The organism is Pseudoalteromonas sp. ABV4_021 (genome assembly GCF_056159365.1).
The window spans coordinates 1,822,730-1,837,230 of sequence record NZ_JBSWVB010000001.1 but is presented as its reverse complement, the minus strand read 5'-3'; the positions used below and the strand labels follow the sequence as shown (position 1 = coordinate 1,837,230).

The following is a 14,501-nucleotide window of genomic DNA, read 5'->3' as shown; positions in this document are numbered from 1 at the left end:
TAAAAAAATCTGATTTATTATTCGCACGCTTCTTGTTGATAGCCAATCCGAGTACATTGCAATTTATTGCAGCAAGGCGATAGAGCAACTATCCAAGAGTGAACTTGAATGTTTAAGTATGTTTAACTCGCTCGAACTCATAATGAGTTTATTTGATTAGTTTAGTTTTATTGACACTGCTCGGAGAATCGCTATGTCTTTAACACCTGTAATGGCCTCTATTACCAATGTTGATGCTTGTCACGGTTTAGTAATTGAAAAACCACAAGCTGAACAATTAGTTGCTCAATTTGGTTCACCACTTATGGTGCTAGATTGTGATCTGATCAGAGCCCAATATCGTGCGTTACAGGCCGCATTACCCAATGTTGATTTACACTATGCGCTAAAGCCATTACCACACACAGCGGCAGTAACTACGTTACTTGCAGAAGGTGCGTATTTTGATTTAGCAACTAATGGTGAAGTCGACCTGGTACAATTGGTCGGTGTACCGAGCGAGCGTACAATTCAAACGCACCCAATTAAGCGTGATATTGATATTTCACATGCACTTGCGTATGGCTGCAATGTGTTTGTGGTTGATAACGTCAACGAAATTGATAAGTTTGAAAAATACAAAGATCAGGTTGAGTTATTGGTGCGCGTTAGCTTTCCAAACCCTGAGGTATTGGCAGACTTATCGAAAAAATTCGGTTGCTTACCTGAAGATGCTATAACACTAATTCAACATGCATTTGATTTAGGTATTCGCATAAAAGGGCTATCGTTCCATGTTGGCTCACAAACCAAAAGTGGTGTGAAATACGCCGATGCGATTACCAAATGCCATCACATTATGTTGGCGGTAATTGATGCGGGTTTACCTGCACTGAGTACACTTGATATTGGTGGTGGTTTCCCTGTGAAATACACACCAGAAGTGCCAAATATTGCTGACTTTTGTGCGCCTATTCGTGATGCATTAGCACAATTACCAGAAACAGTACGCGTGATAGCCGAACCTGGGCGTTTTATTGTGGCAACTGCAGTAACCAATATTGCTTCGGTAATGGGGCAAGCGGTGCGTAGCGGCAAAACTTGGTATTACTTGGATGACGGCTTATACGGCTCGTTTAGCGGTTTAATGTTTGACGAAGCTAAGTATCAAATTGATTCAGCGCAAACAACTGGTGAGCGTTTTATGTCGGTACTTGCAGGCCCAACATGCGACAGCATTGATGTGATCCGCGAAGAAATTATGTTACCTAAACTGGAAAATGGCGACCTTATTATCTCAACTATGATGGGCGCGTATACTTCATGTACGGCAACAGATTTTAACTTCTTTAAGCGCGCCGCTACAGTGGTATTAAATGAAGTTGAGAGCACCAACCTAGTTGTAAGTGCTTAATCACTTTGTTTACGTGAAATACTCGCAAAAAAGGGCATTTTAAATGCCCTTTTATTTTATGAATTAGACGTATGCTACAAATCAAGCTTATCTTTAATACCAATTCTGTTAAGTATGTGATCAAGGATAGCGCTGGATAAATGAAATGCTAACAAGGCGGAATTTTTCTTATGTAGTTGTTCTACATTGATAAATTCTAACGCAGTTAGCATGATATTTAGCCCGCTAGGGTGATTAGCTACTTAAGTGAATTGGTATAAACTCACACAAGTCTTCAATTAAACAGCTGCCGCATTTAGGTTTACGCGCAACACACACGTATCGGCCATGTAGAATAAGCCAGTGGTGTACGTCTACTTTAAATTCGGCGGGCACTACTTTTTCTAGTTTTGCTTCTACTTTATCAACGTCTTTACCCATGGCGAATTTAGTACGGTTTGATACGCGGAAAATGTGAGTATCGACGGCAATAGTGGGCCAGCTGAAAGAGGCACTATCGCAGTAGATAAATTTTTTATTAATATTCAAATTGAATCGACGACAATATAAACCTTTTATCAACTACCAAAGTTAGGAAATTGAACATAGTCAATATCAATAGTACCAGTATTTGACAAGTTAAATACCAGATAGCCTAAGAAATCAGGCCAATCATTTAATGTAAAGTTTGAATTATTGATGCGAGATGCTAGGGTGGCTAAAATGGTGTCATGCGTAACCCAAAGATGTGTACCAAATTCTGAATTGTTCAATAGCTCTTTAATCATATTGAATATATCATTAGATACATGGTCTAAATCGTGAAAACCAGCCCACTTTTCTTTGCCAGAAATTAAATGCTTATTCACAGCATCATGTCCTTTGTTTTGCCAATGTTGCCAGGCTACTTCACCGTCTTCGATAATAAAACCTGGATCACCAAGGGTTTTACATTGCTCAATATTTTCTACTTTATAATCTAATGATTGAGCAATTTCACTGGCTGTATGGATACAGCGGCCTATTGGACTAGATTTCACACTACGAAGGGGTAAGTCGATTAAAGATGCAAATAGTTTACTCTGTTCAATGCCTTTTTCAGTTAACATTATTTCATTACCGACTCTATTAGCGGGTATTTCAGGCCGCTCAGCATGTCTTGCAATTATTAATTTTTTCATATCATTTTGCGCTTTAACTTCATTACTGTAATTAAACTGTTTTGGTTAAATTCAGTATCAATATATAGATCTGCTTTATCAAACAAAGCTTCAAATTGAGCTTTTGTTCTTTCTTTTCCGCCTGTAACAGTGAGTAGATGTAAATCACATAAAGATCCGCTAAAGCCATTCTCTTCTCTGATCATCTCAAAAATATAAATAGCGCCATTAGAAAGGAGAGAATTACTTGAATTCGACAAAATTTTAATTGCGTCGCTGTCGCTCCAATCGTGAAGAACCCTAGCTAACAGAATTTTGTCTGCTTTTACAGGCCAATTATTAAACAAATTAAATGATGTCTTATTTGTAAATTCGCTCGACTTAACTACAGAGGCTAAGTCACCCAAAATTACATTACTTTTTGGGAACTGGTTTTGAACCAGCTGAGATAACATCCCATCCCCACCTGCGGCATCGAAAACGGTGTCATTGCAATCAATATCAAGATTAGAGACTAATTTTTGATAATCCTCTAATGCATAGCTTCTAAGCATTCTATGGTGCTTTTTAATATGCTCTTCATTGTTTGCAACTTTCTGAAAGATGTCTGAAGTATTTACATCTTGCTTCATCAATGTAACTAAGTCATACCACCTTTGCAGTAACTCATCTCGATACTCAGTAGCTGCGGTTACAAGAGATTTTGGGTGTTTTGAAGTTAAGTATTGAGCTTTAGGTAGTAACTCCCAATTTTCGCCTTTAAGATCAACAAGGCTCAATTCACCCAACGCCTTTAAGAGGCGACACAGGCGAGCTTCAATTGTATTTGTCTTTTGTGAAAGTGATTCGATTGTTGCAGGCAAATAGTCAAAAATCTTCAGCTCAGCAGCCGCAGCTATTGTAAACGTTCGCCAGTAACCCACCATATCAGCAGATAAACCAGCAAAATCATCAGACTGACTAGTTCTTAACTCTCGTGTTAACCTGCCAGCCTCATCAATGATTTGTAAAGAGCCATTAAATGTTTCAACCCGTGCAAACCCATTATAAAAAGGTTCAATACTAGCATAGTGTTGCTGATAAATCGGTTTACCATCTCTATCAATATGTTGCCAACCAACCTTGGTTTTAGCTCGTGCGAAGCCTTTATGGAATACATCAAGATCTAAAAACCACTGGGAGTGAATGAAATCGCCGTTACTATTAATATGTGTACTAAGTCCATTACTGTGCTGAACAACTGCAATACCCTCTCTAAAATCACCACAATAATGCCACTTGTGTTTGTAGATTGGTTTACCACTTTTATCAATATGGTAGTAAAAGCCTTCTTTATCGCATACCACTGCTATATCTTGTTGGAAATTACCAACGAAGTCATAACGTTCACTATAAGCTGCTTTACCTTTGGGTGTAATATGAAACCAATGGTCGCCATCTACAACAGCAGCCAAATTACAATAAAAACCAAAAGTTCTATCGAAAGTAGAATTATAAATCGCGTGCCCATCATCCCCTATATGCCATGCATTATTTCCTTTTGAAGCAGGTGCAACTTGGTATTCATTTTCAACTAAATGATATGATAAAACTTCATCAAACCTCGAACTATATGCTTCAGTTCCATCTGATAAGATATGATGTCGCCCGTCCTCTGAAATAAATAACTTTCTTAGAACAATCATTATTAACGCCTCATTGTACATTGCTTACAAAGGCTATTGTCTTTGTAACTACTCATTAATTGATTGTATTTTTCACTCTCAGCTAATTCAGAAAGGGAGTTGGTAGAAACTGACCCAAAGTCTCCTAAATTCTTTCGCTCTTGATCTGGAGCACAGCAAACATTAAAGCGTCCGGTAGGGTCTATCCAAATTTCTTTGCCTAAAAAAGGACAGCTTCCATTTGGAGCAATATCATCTAAATTATCTAAGTAAAGTTCAGAAAAATTATCTAATATGAATGGACGCAATGCGGTTTCATTGTGCCTTGCTACACGTTCTTTACAGTATTTGACAACTTGGTTCCATCTATCCGCAAATACAATATCATTTCTTAAATTGTCATTAGCTATCTCATCAAAGTGTGCCCATAGTTGATGGCCTTTTATTCGGTCAAAACCTAATTTGATAGCTAAGTCAAGCATATCGGGAATTTCTTCTAAATTACTTCTGAGAAACGTTAGCTGCATTGTCATTGAACAATAATGTTGTTCAGCCAACTCATCCCTTACAGCAATAAATCGTTTTGCATTTTCGATATGCTCAGATAATTTAGCGCCCAACATAATTTGGCTATGAGTGTGTTCACTCGCTCCATTCCATGATATTTTTACGTCACTACCAATTGGAACAATCCGGTTTGCCCAATATTCAACATTTTGGTGCTTATCAGGGCTTGGAAAGGTACCATTAGTAGTAAGGTTTAATGACAAATTAAGTTCATGACATAAATCTAGAAACACATCAAAATGAGGATAAAGTAGAGGTTCGCCCATAGTAGATGGTATAACTTCCTTAATGCCCATCTTAGCTGCATCTCTAATAACTCGTTCAAGCATATCCCTATCCATATTTGGGCGTAATCTTCCTTGCTGCTTTCTGACTTTAGGGCTATCAGAATATGGAGAGTGATCTTCACACATAATACAGTTTAAGTTGCAGGTATCAGGGTTGGTATCAAGTGTTATACGCCAGAAATCTATCTCACTCACTTTAATAGCTCCCTGTAGCACGCCTCTAAATCAGCGATGTGCTGATCAATGCATGGTATTTCACCGTCATCGCTATAAGCATACCCTTTAGCACCTAGCTTTTTGGCAAATTCTGGGTTGTCAACAAATAACTGCATTTTTTTTGCAAGATCATCAATGTTTCTATGCTCATAAGTAAGACCGTTCAACCCATTTACAACATATTCTCCCATTCCACCAGTGTTAGCAGTTATTACAGGCACTCTAGACTGTTGTGCTTCATGGATAACTAGCGGGGAGTTCTCTACCCAAACTGAAGGCGTCACAATAGCATCTGTTTTGCTAAATACGTCCGTTGCAATATGTTGATTTTTATACTCTTGCATCCATTGAATGTTGTTTTTCTTTTCATCTGGTAATGTATCAGCAATTGCCCTGAGCGCACGAGAGTCCTGCCCCCGATCTCTGCCCCAAATCCTTAGAACAGCATCACCTTTCAATTGACCAAAAGCCAGAATTAACTGGTGGATACCTTTTGCCGGAATATGCGTACCAATATAGCCAAACGTAAATGGTTCATCATTGTTACGCTTTCTGCCAGACATACGTGAACGATCAAAACCATAATCTAGATAAATACTTTTTTCTTTGGGTAAGCCAAAATCTTTCTCGTATCGATTTTTAAGGTATTTGGCGGGTGAAATAAACAAATCTACTTGTGAAACAATTTCTTTTACATGCCTCATACGTCGCTCAACCCAATTCTCCCAGTACGCAAGATCTAAATCTCGCTCATCATCATCACCCGAAAAATATCGAGCATAACATTGGCGTGCGCATTTCTTATTTTCCTGTCCATCACATGCCGCCCATAAATTATCGTCGGCAGAATGCATTTGCATAAATTGCCCTCTAGGACACATCAACCAATAATCGTGGAGCGTATATACGATAGGAATATTACGTTTTTTTGCTTCAAAAACGAGGGACGTTGAAAGGTGATTTAAATGTCCAATGTGAACAATATCAGGTTGTAGCTCATCGAGTAGTTCGGCAAATTTCTCATCAATAATAGTTAGACGATATCTATCTCTATGACGAGGATTGTTAACTAAATGGAGTTTAATTTCAGGCACATCAGTATCATGGCTAATACGAATATCCCCATCAGGTCTAAAGGCATCCTCTTCACGAGTGAATACATGAACCTCATGGCCTTGTTTAACAAGTCCATGACAAATAGTTTGTGAGTAAACCTCAGAGCCTGCGTTATATAGCATTGGATAGCCGTGTATTACTTTTAATATTTTCATGCTACTACTCCTAAACTTAACTTTTCTTTGAAAGCTTCGACCAATAAAGCAATACCTTTCTCAGGCATTACATTTGCTTGCCATCCGAGTAGATATTTAGCACGAGAAGGGTCACCGATAAACTTCGCAACATCATATGAACGCGAAGTAGCCTCTATGATTTTTGATTTACTACCTGCTGCGGAAATGGCAAGATCAGCAGCCTGTTTTAGCGTTGTTCCATGCCCAGGTAATAAATGTATAGGTGGTAAATTTCGCTCGCCAGCGGTTAGTAGCTCGATAATTTTTGCAATACCATTCACTGTGTCGCTGATATGTGTAAAATCAAAAAGATTGTCAAATCCATCTACTCTTAGATTTACTCCTGAAGCAGCATTCCTACTGAATGCAGGCAAAACACGATCTTCATGATCTAATGTACACCCATAAACATTCGCTAATCGTACAATAGCGGTATTTAAACCTGCTGTTCTCGCTTTTAGCGCCGCATCTTCCATATATAATTTAGAGCGTCCATAAATATTCACAGGTGATAGTGTCATACTTTCAGAAACTGGTAGAGAGTTTGGTTCTCCATACACTTCACGACTGCTAGCAACGAGTACCCAAGGTTTTTTATGATGCTCAACTGCCAGCTTCAGTAATTGTTCACTTGCAATTGCGTTGGTTTGCCAGCACTTTTCAGGGTTGTTTTGGCCCCAAACCACTCGTGATACAGCCGCTAAATGAATAACACCACTGCATTGGCGAAGTGCTCTTTTTAGTTCGAACGTGTTACAGATATCGCCAGAATTGTTAGCAATATCAAACCCTACAACCTCATAACCTTGTTGTGTTAAAAGAGGTGATAAATGACGGCCTATAAGGCCCATATGTCCGGTTATTAGAATTTTTTTCATTGAACATCGTCCGTTGAAATAAGTTGAGATTTACTAATTCCTATTAGCGTTTTTAGATATCAGATTAAGGTGAATAAAGGGTTATTCATCTGGTTAGTATCTTGATCATGGCGTTGTAGTTAACTGTTCCTTCTTAAGCTCTTTTTAATGTACATACAGGCTATTGATTTATTTTACTTAAACTCTATGTAAATAGTTTGAATTAGTATTATTCAGTCTTATCCTTAAACTCGCACAAATCTTCAATAATACAGCTGCCGCACTTTGGTTTTCGGGCAACACATACATATCGGCCGTGCAGAATAAGCCAGTGGTGCACGTCTACTTTAAATTCGGCGGGCACTACTTTTTCAAGTTTAGCTTCGACTTTATCAACGTCTTTACCCATGGCGAATTTAGTGCGGTTTGATACACGGAATATATGCGTATCGACTGCAATTGTTGGCCAGCCAAAAGCACAGTTTAAAACAACATTAGCGGTTTTGCGGCCAACACCGGGTAGGGCAACTAAGGCCTCTAAACTTTCAGGCACTTGGCTGTTGTGTTTTTCAATTAGTATTAGGCTAAGTTTATAAACATTGTTAGCTTTTGAGTTATAAAGGCCTATGGTTTTTATGTATTCTTTGAGGCCATCAACACCTAATGCCACAATTGCTTCTGGCGTATTAGCTACTGGAAACAGTTTGCGTGTAGCTTTGTTTACGCCAACGTCCGTCGCCTGTGCTGACAACGTAACTGCAACCAATAATTCAAACGGATTTGAATATTCTAATTCAGATTTAGGCTCTGGGTTATCGGCGCGTAAACGCTCTAATATTTCGCGGCGTTTTGTTTTATTCATTTACTTAGTCCAGGCTTGTGACACGTGCGCGTGGCGCTTTTTCAGTAATTGGTTCGTCTTGTTGTGTTTGCTGTTTGGCGTCAATGTAATTTTTTAACGCAATAAGCAAGCCCATGCCTAAGAAAGCACCTGGCGAGAGAATCGCAAGTAAAAACTTTGTTTCGGTTTGCATTATTTCAATGCGTAACACTTTTGCCCAATCACCCAGCAGTAAATGTGCACCATCAAACAAAGTACCTTGTCCTAATAATTCACGCATAGCGCCCAATAGCACTAACACAGCAAGAAAACCGAGTCCCATCATCAAACCATCAAATGCTGCAAGTGGTACTGAATTTTTAGAGGCGAATGCCTCGGCACGACCAATAATGGCGCAGTTGGTAACGATTAATGGAATGAAAATACCCAGTGATAAATACAGCTCGTGACTAAAGGCATTCATTAATAACTCAATCATTGTAACAAATGCGGCGATGATCATCACAAATACTGGAATACGGATTTCTTTCGGTACCCATTCACGGACTATTGCTACGGTGACGTTTGAGCCTAACAATACAAACAAGGTGGCTAATCCTAAACCAAGGGCATTGGTTACGGTCGCTGATACTGCCAGTAATGGGCATAAACCGAGCAGTTGTACCAGTGCTGGGTTATTTTTCCACAGTCCTTGGTTAATTATATCGCGCAGTTGTTCAGTCATTATTTACTCCGCATAAATTATCTTGATTAAACAGTGCTTGATGCTGATTTTGGGTATAAAGACTTGCACGTTTAACGGCATTAATCACGGCGCGAGGCGTTATGGTTGCACCTGTAAATGCATCAAATTGACCACCATCCTTTTTTACTGCCCATGACGTATCTTTAATTGAAGTAGGGCGTTTGCCATCAAAACTGGTTATCCAGTCTGAGCGACGAATTTCTACCTTATCACCAAGCCCTGGCGTTTCCTTGTGTTCAATAACACGTACACCAGCTATTGTGCCATCAATATAAATGGCAGAAAGAATTTCAATATTACCACTATAACCATCTGGTGCCGTTGATTGCAGGACCACCGCAACTGGCTTATCACCATTTTTAGCGCGATACACTTTGGTAACACTCGCGTGATTTAAATAATCTTCTTTAATCTGCGCACAGTCTAAATAAAGTGTGTTGTCGTAGTCATTTTCGCTAATAACTTGGCCTAAAGTAGTCATTAGTTTTTGCTGTTTATTGTGTTCAATCGCAGGCTTAGTTGCGATGTAAGTTAGGGTTACTACCGCAGTGCTGGCAATTGCAAACGCGCCTAAAATCAGTGCGTTTTTAGAAATTGATTTAGATAACATTATTGCTCCTTAGCGCCATACACTTTTGGCTGCGTGTAGAAGTCAATTAAAGGCACCGCCATATTGAGTAACAATACTGAGAATGCAACAGCGTCAGGGTATCCACCATAAGTACGAATAAGGTAAACCAACAGGCCAATTAAGGCGCCGTAAATTAAACGGCCTTTATTCGTTGTTGATGCAGACACCGGGTCGGTGGCAATAAAAAATGCCGCTAACATGGTTGCGCCACTAAATAAATGAAGCACAGGACCAGTACTAACACCTGGGTGAAACATCACACCGATGCTCGCACAAATCGCAAGGCTAGCTATAAAGCTTACTGGAATATGCCAGTTAATAACGCGCGCTTTTAATAAATAAATGCCGCCTAATAGGTATGCTAGATTAACCCATTGCCAACCAATACCAGCAAGTTCGCCAAAAATTGGGTTTTGCAGACTTTCTGAAGTAGTGAGCCCTTTGCTAAGACTCGTTTTTAGCGTATCGAGCGGGGTTGCCATAGACACGCCATCCACGCCGAGTCTTAACTGCTCGGTTGTTAGGCCGCTTTGGGTTATGCCGGTAAAGATCACGCTAATCTCATCTAACAAGGTATGTTGATTGAATGCAAGTTCAATGGGAGGTGACCATGTGGTCATTTGCACCGGAAATGAAATTAACAACAGCACATAGCCTGCCATAGCTGGGTTAAATAAATTAAAACCAAGGCCACCATACAGTTGTTTAACGAAAATAATGGCAAATGCGGTACCAATAACAATCACCCACCAAGGCGCAAGCGGCGGTATACTGATAGCAAGTAACACGGCAGTAAGTACCGCGCTATAATCGCTTAACGCGGATTTTATATTACGCTTGCGTAGTTTTAGCACAAAAGCTTCGGCGGCAATTGCCGTGATAATTGCTAGCAATAATTGAATAATTACACCAAAGCCAAAAAAGTAAGCCTGACAGGCAACGCCTAGGCTTGCTGCAAAGGCAACTTTGAGCATAAGCGCACCGAGCGACTTATGGCTGTGTTTGTGTGGCGAGCTGCTTAAGGATAATTGCACGTTATTCCGATCCTTTATCTTGTTGCGCTTTTTTGGCTTTAGCCTTTGCGATTGCAGCGGCTATCGCTGCCTTTTTCTTCGCTTCAGCATCGAGTTTTGGTTTCTCAGTTGTCTCAACTGCAGCTAGGTTATCTTGTTGCTCAACATCGTTATCGTTCGATTGTGGCAAGTCGTTTTGCTCAGCCGCTTGCTTGGCTGCTTTTTTGGCTTTCGCACGAGCAATCGCAGCAGCGACTGCGGCTTTACGCGGATCATCATCGGCGCTTTCGTCAGCGTCTTGAGCCTTGGTTTCATTTAGCGTTTCAGTGGATGATTGTTCAGCCTGCTTTGCAGCCTTCTTGGCTTTTGCACGAGCGATAGCTGCGGCAACAGCGGCTTTACGCGGATCATCACTGGCGCTTTCGTCAGCGTCTTGAATTTCCGTTTCATCTAGCTCTTTTACTGATGATTCTTCAGCCTGCTTTGCAGCTTTTTTGGCTTTTGCACGAGCAATAGCGGCAGCGACTGCGGCTTTACGCGGATCATCATCGGTGCTCTCGTTTGCGTCTTGAGCCTTGGTTTCATTTAGCGTTTCAGTTGATGATTGTTCAGCCTGCTTTGCAGCCTTTTTGGCCTTTGCACGAGCGATAGCCGCGGCTACAGCGGCTTTACGCGGATCGTCAGTGGTGCTTTCATCTGCGTCTTGAGCTTTGGCTTCATCTAACGCTTCTGTTGATGGTTCTTCAGCTTGCTGTGCAGCCTTTTTAGCCTTTGCACGAGCGATAGCAGCGGCAACAGCGGCTTTACGTGGATCGTTATCGCTTGATGTGTCCGTGTCATTAGTAGCGCTATTATTGGCAGCGTCATCGGAACCTTTCGCTTCTTTTTTTGCTTTGGCACGGGCTATTGCAGCGGCGACGGCAGCTTTACGCGGGTCGCTCGTATCATCTTTTACATCTTGTTCGTTTGTTTGCTCAGCTTTTTTCGCTTTTGCACGCGCTATTGCAGCTGCAACGGCATCTTTTTTACTGTCATTACTTGTCGCTGCTGGTTTTTCTTCTTTATATGCGCGAGCTTGTGCTTTTCGCTCTTCACGCAGCTTTGCCATTTCAGAATTATCTGGCTCACCATTTTCTGAACGTTTTGCTTTAGCACGCGCTAAAGCTGCTTGAACGGCTGCACTTTTATCATTTGACGAAACTCGTTTAGAGGCTTCTTCAACTTTCGACTTAGCTTCATCGTTCGTTCGCTTTGCCGCGCGTTTATGTCGGTTTTGGCGTTCTTCTTGTTCGCGCTTCAAACGCTCATTACGTGCTTCAAAACGCTCTTTGGCGCGTTCTGCTTTAATCTTATCTTCGCGCTCTTGGCGAATTTCTGCCTTGGCAACACGGTAATATTGCACCAGTGGAATTTCACTTGGACACACATAGGCACATGCACCGCATTCAATGCAGTCGAACAAGTTATGCTCTTCTAACTTATCGTACTCTTTACTTTTGGCAAACCATTGTAGCTGCTGTGGTAGTAGCGTAGCAGGGCAGGCGTCGGCGCACGCACTGCAGCGAATGCAGGCTTTTTCTTCACCGGGCATCGGCATTTCACGTTCGCTCGGCGCGAGCACGCAGTTACTGGTTTTTATGATTGGAAGGCGTACGCTCGGTAAGGTAAAGCCCATCATTGGACCGCCCATAATCACACGTTGCCACTGCTGTGGCTGAAAACCGCTTTGTTCGAGCAAGAACTTGATTGGTGTACCGAGCAGGCTCCAGACATTCCCAGGTGTTGAAATTGTTTCACCTGTTACTGTTACAACACGCTCAATAAGCGGTTTGCCTTCATATATGGCCTGATAAATAGCGAAAATCGTACCGACATTATGTACTACCATGCCAATATCAGATGGGATCCCACCTTGTGGTACGTGTTTTGACGTTAACAGTTGAATAAGTTGCTTTTCACCGCCCGATGGGTATTTAGTTGGCACCGGACATACTTGTGTATAGTGGTCATTTTCGCAGGCTTTTTTCAGTGCAGCGATCGCTTCTGGCTTATCGTCTTCAATACCAATTAAAATCTTGGTTGGCTGATAAAGCTTGCGCAGTACCTCTATGCCTTTAATTAATTCGCTAGCATGCTCACGCATTAACATATCATCGGCGCTGATATATGGCTCGCATTCAACACCGTTAATAATTAGAAATTCAATTGCATTTTTAGGCTGGGCTTTAACATACGCAGGAAAGCCCGCACCGCCCATACCACTAATACCGGCATTGTGAATACGCGTTACAATCTCTTGGTCAGATTTGGCATAAAAGTCAGGCCATGGAGATAGTTCACACCATGTGTCTTGGCCATCTGGCAGTAATACGACACTCGGCTCAGGCAATGCACTTGGGTGTGTCGTTGGCTTCATTGCGATTTCGCTGATAGTACCAGAGGTTGGCGCGTGCACAGGTACGCTCCAGTGGCCTGCGGGTTCGGTTAAGGCTTGACCTTTTAATACACTATCACCCGTTTTAACGAGCAAACGCCCGTTATCGCCAATGTGCTGCTTAAGCGGAATAGTTAAACTTTCAGGTAACGGTAAGCGCTTAATTGGTTGTTGTGTTGAACTCGCTTTATTCGGGGCAGGGTGTACACCGCCCGGAATCGACCAAAGCTTACCACGTTCAATTTGTTCTAAAATAGATTCCACCAACAACCTCTAATCGATATTTGTTACTGGAATGGCTTGTAGGTCCCATTTCCAGTTCTTACTTGTGGTTTTAACGGGCACCATGTCGATGCAGTCTACCGGACAAGGTTCAACGCACAGATCGCACCCTGTACATTCGTCAATTAATACCGTGTGCATTTGGCGTGTTGCGCCGACAATGGCATCAACAGGACACGCTTGAATGCATTTCGTACAGCCAATACATTCATCTTCTCGAATGTAGGCAACCGTTTTAATCGGCTCTTTTTCTTCGCCGCCAGCAAGCGGTTTGGCTTCTACTCCCATTAAATCCGCGAGCTTTTGTACCGTTGCTTCGCCTCCCGGAGGGCACTTGTTAACGTCATCACCGTTAGCAATGGCTTCTGCATAAGGGCGACAGCCAGGGTAGCCGCACTGACCGCATTGCGTTTGCGGTAATATTTCATCGATTTGTTCGACGATAGGGTTGCCTTCAATTTTATAGCGAATTGCTGCAAAGCCAAGAATTGCGCCAAATAACAGCGCTAAACCGCCTAAGGCGAGTAGGGCGTAGAATAAAGTCATTTACAGTTTTACCAGTCCGGTGAAGCCAAGAAATGCCAAAGACATTAAACCGGCTGTGATCATGGCGATAGACGCGCCTTTAAATGGGGCTGGTACGTCTGCTGCCGCTAAACGCTCGCGCATTGCGGCAAATAAAACAAGTACCAATGAAAAACCGACTGCGGCGCCAAAGCCGTAAATTGCCGATTGTAAAAATGAGTGCTGCTCACGAGTGTTTAATAGCGCTACGCCAAGTACCGCACAGTTGGTGGTGATAAGTGGTAAAAATATACCCAGTAAGCGATACAGTGTCGGGCTGGTTTTACGTACCACCATTTCGGTAAATTGCACAACCACAGCGATCACTAGAATAAAGCTCATAGTGCGCAGAAAGGTGAGCTCGAGCGGTATAAGAATATATTGATTTACGAGGTAACTGGTGACTGATGCCAAAGTGAGTACAAAAGTGGTCGCAAGAGACATACCAATTGCGGTATCCAGCTTGCCAGACACACCCATAAACGGGCACAGGCCTAAAAATTGTACCAAAACAAAGTTGTTTACTAATACTGTGGCAATGAGTAACAGTAGGTATTCGGTCATTGAAATCTTATA

The 14,501-nt window shown here is 41.7% G+C and carries 13 protein-coding genes and 1 pseudogene; 1 reads left to right on the top strand and 13 read right to left on the bottom strand.

The window, feature by feature from the left end; translation table 11 throughout:
* Window positions 1-193: 193 nt before the first annotated feature.
* Entirely contained in the window at window positions 194-1,393 is a 1,200-nt protein-coding gene (locus ACXAFE_RS08625; RefSeq protein WP_475151375.1) for a type III PLP-dependent enzyme, read from the top strand.
* Between the two features lie 234 nt (window positions 1,394-1,627).
* Here the strand turns inward: ACXAFE_RS08625 and ACXAFE_RS08620 are convergent.
* From ACXAFE_RS08620 to rsxA, 13 genes and pseudogenes are all read right to left on the bottom strand, one after another.
* Window positions 1,628-1,888: pseudogene (locus ACXAFE_RS08620) on the bottom strand (endonuclease III); the annotation flags it as partial.
* Window positions 1,889-1,950: 62 nt separating this feature from the next.
* Window positions 1,951-2,553 (bottom strand): histidine phosphatase family protein, encoded by a 603-nt coding sequence (locus ACXAFE_RS08615; protein ID WP_475151373.1) that lies wholly within the window; start codon window positions 2,551-2,553, stop codon window positions 1,951-1,953.
* On the bottom strand, window positions 2,550-4,217 hold the full coding sequence (locus ACXAFE_RS08610) for a methyltransferase (RefSeq protein WP_475151371.1): 1,668 nt from the start codon (window positions 4,215-4,217) through the stop codon (window positions 2,550-2,552). The genes ACXAFE_RS08615 and ACXAFE_RS08610 overlap by 4 nt, the downstream gene beginning before the upstream one ends.
* A 2-nt stretch (window positions 4,218-4,219) precedes the next feature.
* Window positions 4,220-5,245 (bottom strand): radical SAM protein, encoded by a 1,026-nt coding sequence (locus ACXAFE_RS08605; protein WP_475151368.1) that lies wholly within the window; start codon window positions 5,243-5,245, stop codon window positions 4,220-4,222.
* Window positions 5,242-6,537, bottom strand: a complete 1,296-nt coding sequence (locus ACXAFE_RS08600; RefSeq protein WP_475151365.1) for a glycosyltransferase — start codon at window positions 6,535-6,537, stop codon at window positions 5,242-5,244. The genes ACXAFE_RS08605 and ACXAFE_RS08600 overlap by 4 nt, the downstream gene beginning before the upstream one ends.
* Entirely contained in the window at window positions 6,534-7,436 is a 903-nt protein-coding gene (locus tag ACXAFE_RS08595; protein WP_475151362.1) for an NAD-dependent epimerase/dehydratase family protein, read from the bottom strand. The genes ACXAFE_RS08600 and ACXAFE_RS08595 overlap by 4 nt, the downstream gene beginning before the upstream one ends.
* 208 nt (window positions 7,437-7,644) lie before the next feature.
* Complete coding sequence (gene nth / locus ACXAFE_RS08590) at window positions 7,645-8,277, bottom strand: endonuclease III (protein WP_475151359.1); 633 nt, start codon at window positions 8,275-8,277, stop codon at window positions 7,645-7,647.
* Between the two features lie 4 nt (window positions 8,278-8,281).
* The gene (locus ACXAFE_RS08585; RefSeq protein ID WP_475151354.1) at window positions 8,282-8,980 is read right to left on the bottom strand and encodes an electron transport complex subunit E; all 699 of its coding nucleotides are present in this window, start codon (window positions 8,978-8,980) and stop codon (window positions 8,282-8,284) included.
* A complete protein-coding gene (gene rsxG / locus ACXAFE_RS08580; RefSeq protein WP_475151351.1) occupies window positions 8,973-9,611 on the bottom strand; it encodes an electron transport complex subunit RsxG in 639 nt (212 codons plus the stop codon). The genes ACXAFE_RS08585 and rsxG overlap by 8 nt, the downstream gene beginning before the upstream one ends.
* Entirely contained in the window at window positions 9,611-10,666 is a 1,056-nt protein-coding gene (gene rsxD / locus ACXAFE_RS08575) for an electron transport complex subunit RsxD (RefSeq protein ID WP_475151349.1), read from the bottom strand. Before rsxD ends, rsxG begins: the two co-directional genes overlap by 1 nt.
* Before the next feature lies 1 nt (window position 10,667).
* Complete coding sequence (rsxC, locus tag ACXAFE_RS08570) at window positions 10,668-13,343, bottom strand: electron transport complex subunit RsxC (RefSeq protein WP_475151346.1); 2,676 nt, start codon at window positions 13,341-13,343, stop codon at window positions 10,668-10,670.
* 9 nt (window positions 13,344-13,352) lie between these two features.
* Window positions 13,353-13,907 carry an electron transport complex subunit RsxB gene (gene rsxB, locus ACXAFE_RS08565; RefSeq protein WP_054980443.1) on the bottom strand — a complete coding sequence of 185 codons (555 nt, stop codon included), beginning with the start codon at window positions 13,905-13,907 and terminating at the stop codon, window positions 13,353-13,355.
* On the bottom strand, window positions 13,908-14,489 hold the full coding sequence (rsxA, locus tag ACXAFE_RS08560) for an electron transport complex subunit RsxA (RefSeq protein ID WP_010559829.1): 582 nt from the start codon (window positions 14,487-14,489) through the stop codon (window positions 13,908-13,910). It lies immediately after the preceding gene.
* Between the last annotated feature and the right edge of the window lie 12 nt (window positions 14,490-14,501).

Bases quoted from the DNA above. Each gene is read 5' to 3' on its own strand.
- ACXAFE_RS08585 (WP_475151354.1), bottom strand. From the start codon at position 8,980: ATGACTGAACAACTGCGCGATATAATTAACCAAGGACTGTGGAAAAAT.
- ACXAFE_RS08595 (WP_475151362.1), bottom strand. From the start codon at position 7,436: ATGAAAAAAATTCTAATAACCGGACATATGGGCCTTATAGGCCGTCAT.
- rsxB (WP_054980443.1), bottom strand. From the start codon at position 13,907: ATGACTTTATTCTACGCCCTACTCGCCTTAGGCGGTTTAGCGCTGTTA.
- ACXAFE_RS08615 (WP_475151373.1), bottom strand. From the start codon at position 2,553: ATGAAAAAATTAATAATTGCAAGACATGCTGAGCGGCCTGAAATACCC.
- ACXAFE_RS08625 (WP_475151375.1), top strand. From the start codon at position 194: ATGTCTTTAACACCTGTAATGGCCTCTATTACCAATGTTGATGCTTGT.
- rsxA (WP_010559829.1), bottom strand. From the start codon at position 14,489: ATGACCGAATACCTACTGTTACTCATTGCCACAGTATTAGTAAACAAC.
- rsxG (WP_475151351.1), bottom strand. From the start codon at position 9,611: ATGTTATCTAAATCAATTTCTAAAAACGCACTGATTTTAGGCGCGTTT.
- ACXAFE_RS08610 (WP_475151371.1), bottom strand. From the start codon at position 4,217: ATGATTGTTCTAAGAAAGTTATTTATTTCAGAGGACGGGCGACATCAT.
- nth (WP_475151359.1), bottom strand. From the start codon at position 8,277: ATGAATAAAACAAAACGCCGCGAAATATTAGAGCGTTTACGCGCCGAT.
- ACXAFE_RS08600 (WP_475151365.1), bottom strand. From the start codon at position 6,537: ATGAAAATATTAAAAGTAATACACGGCTATCCAATGCTATATAACGCA.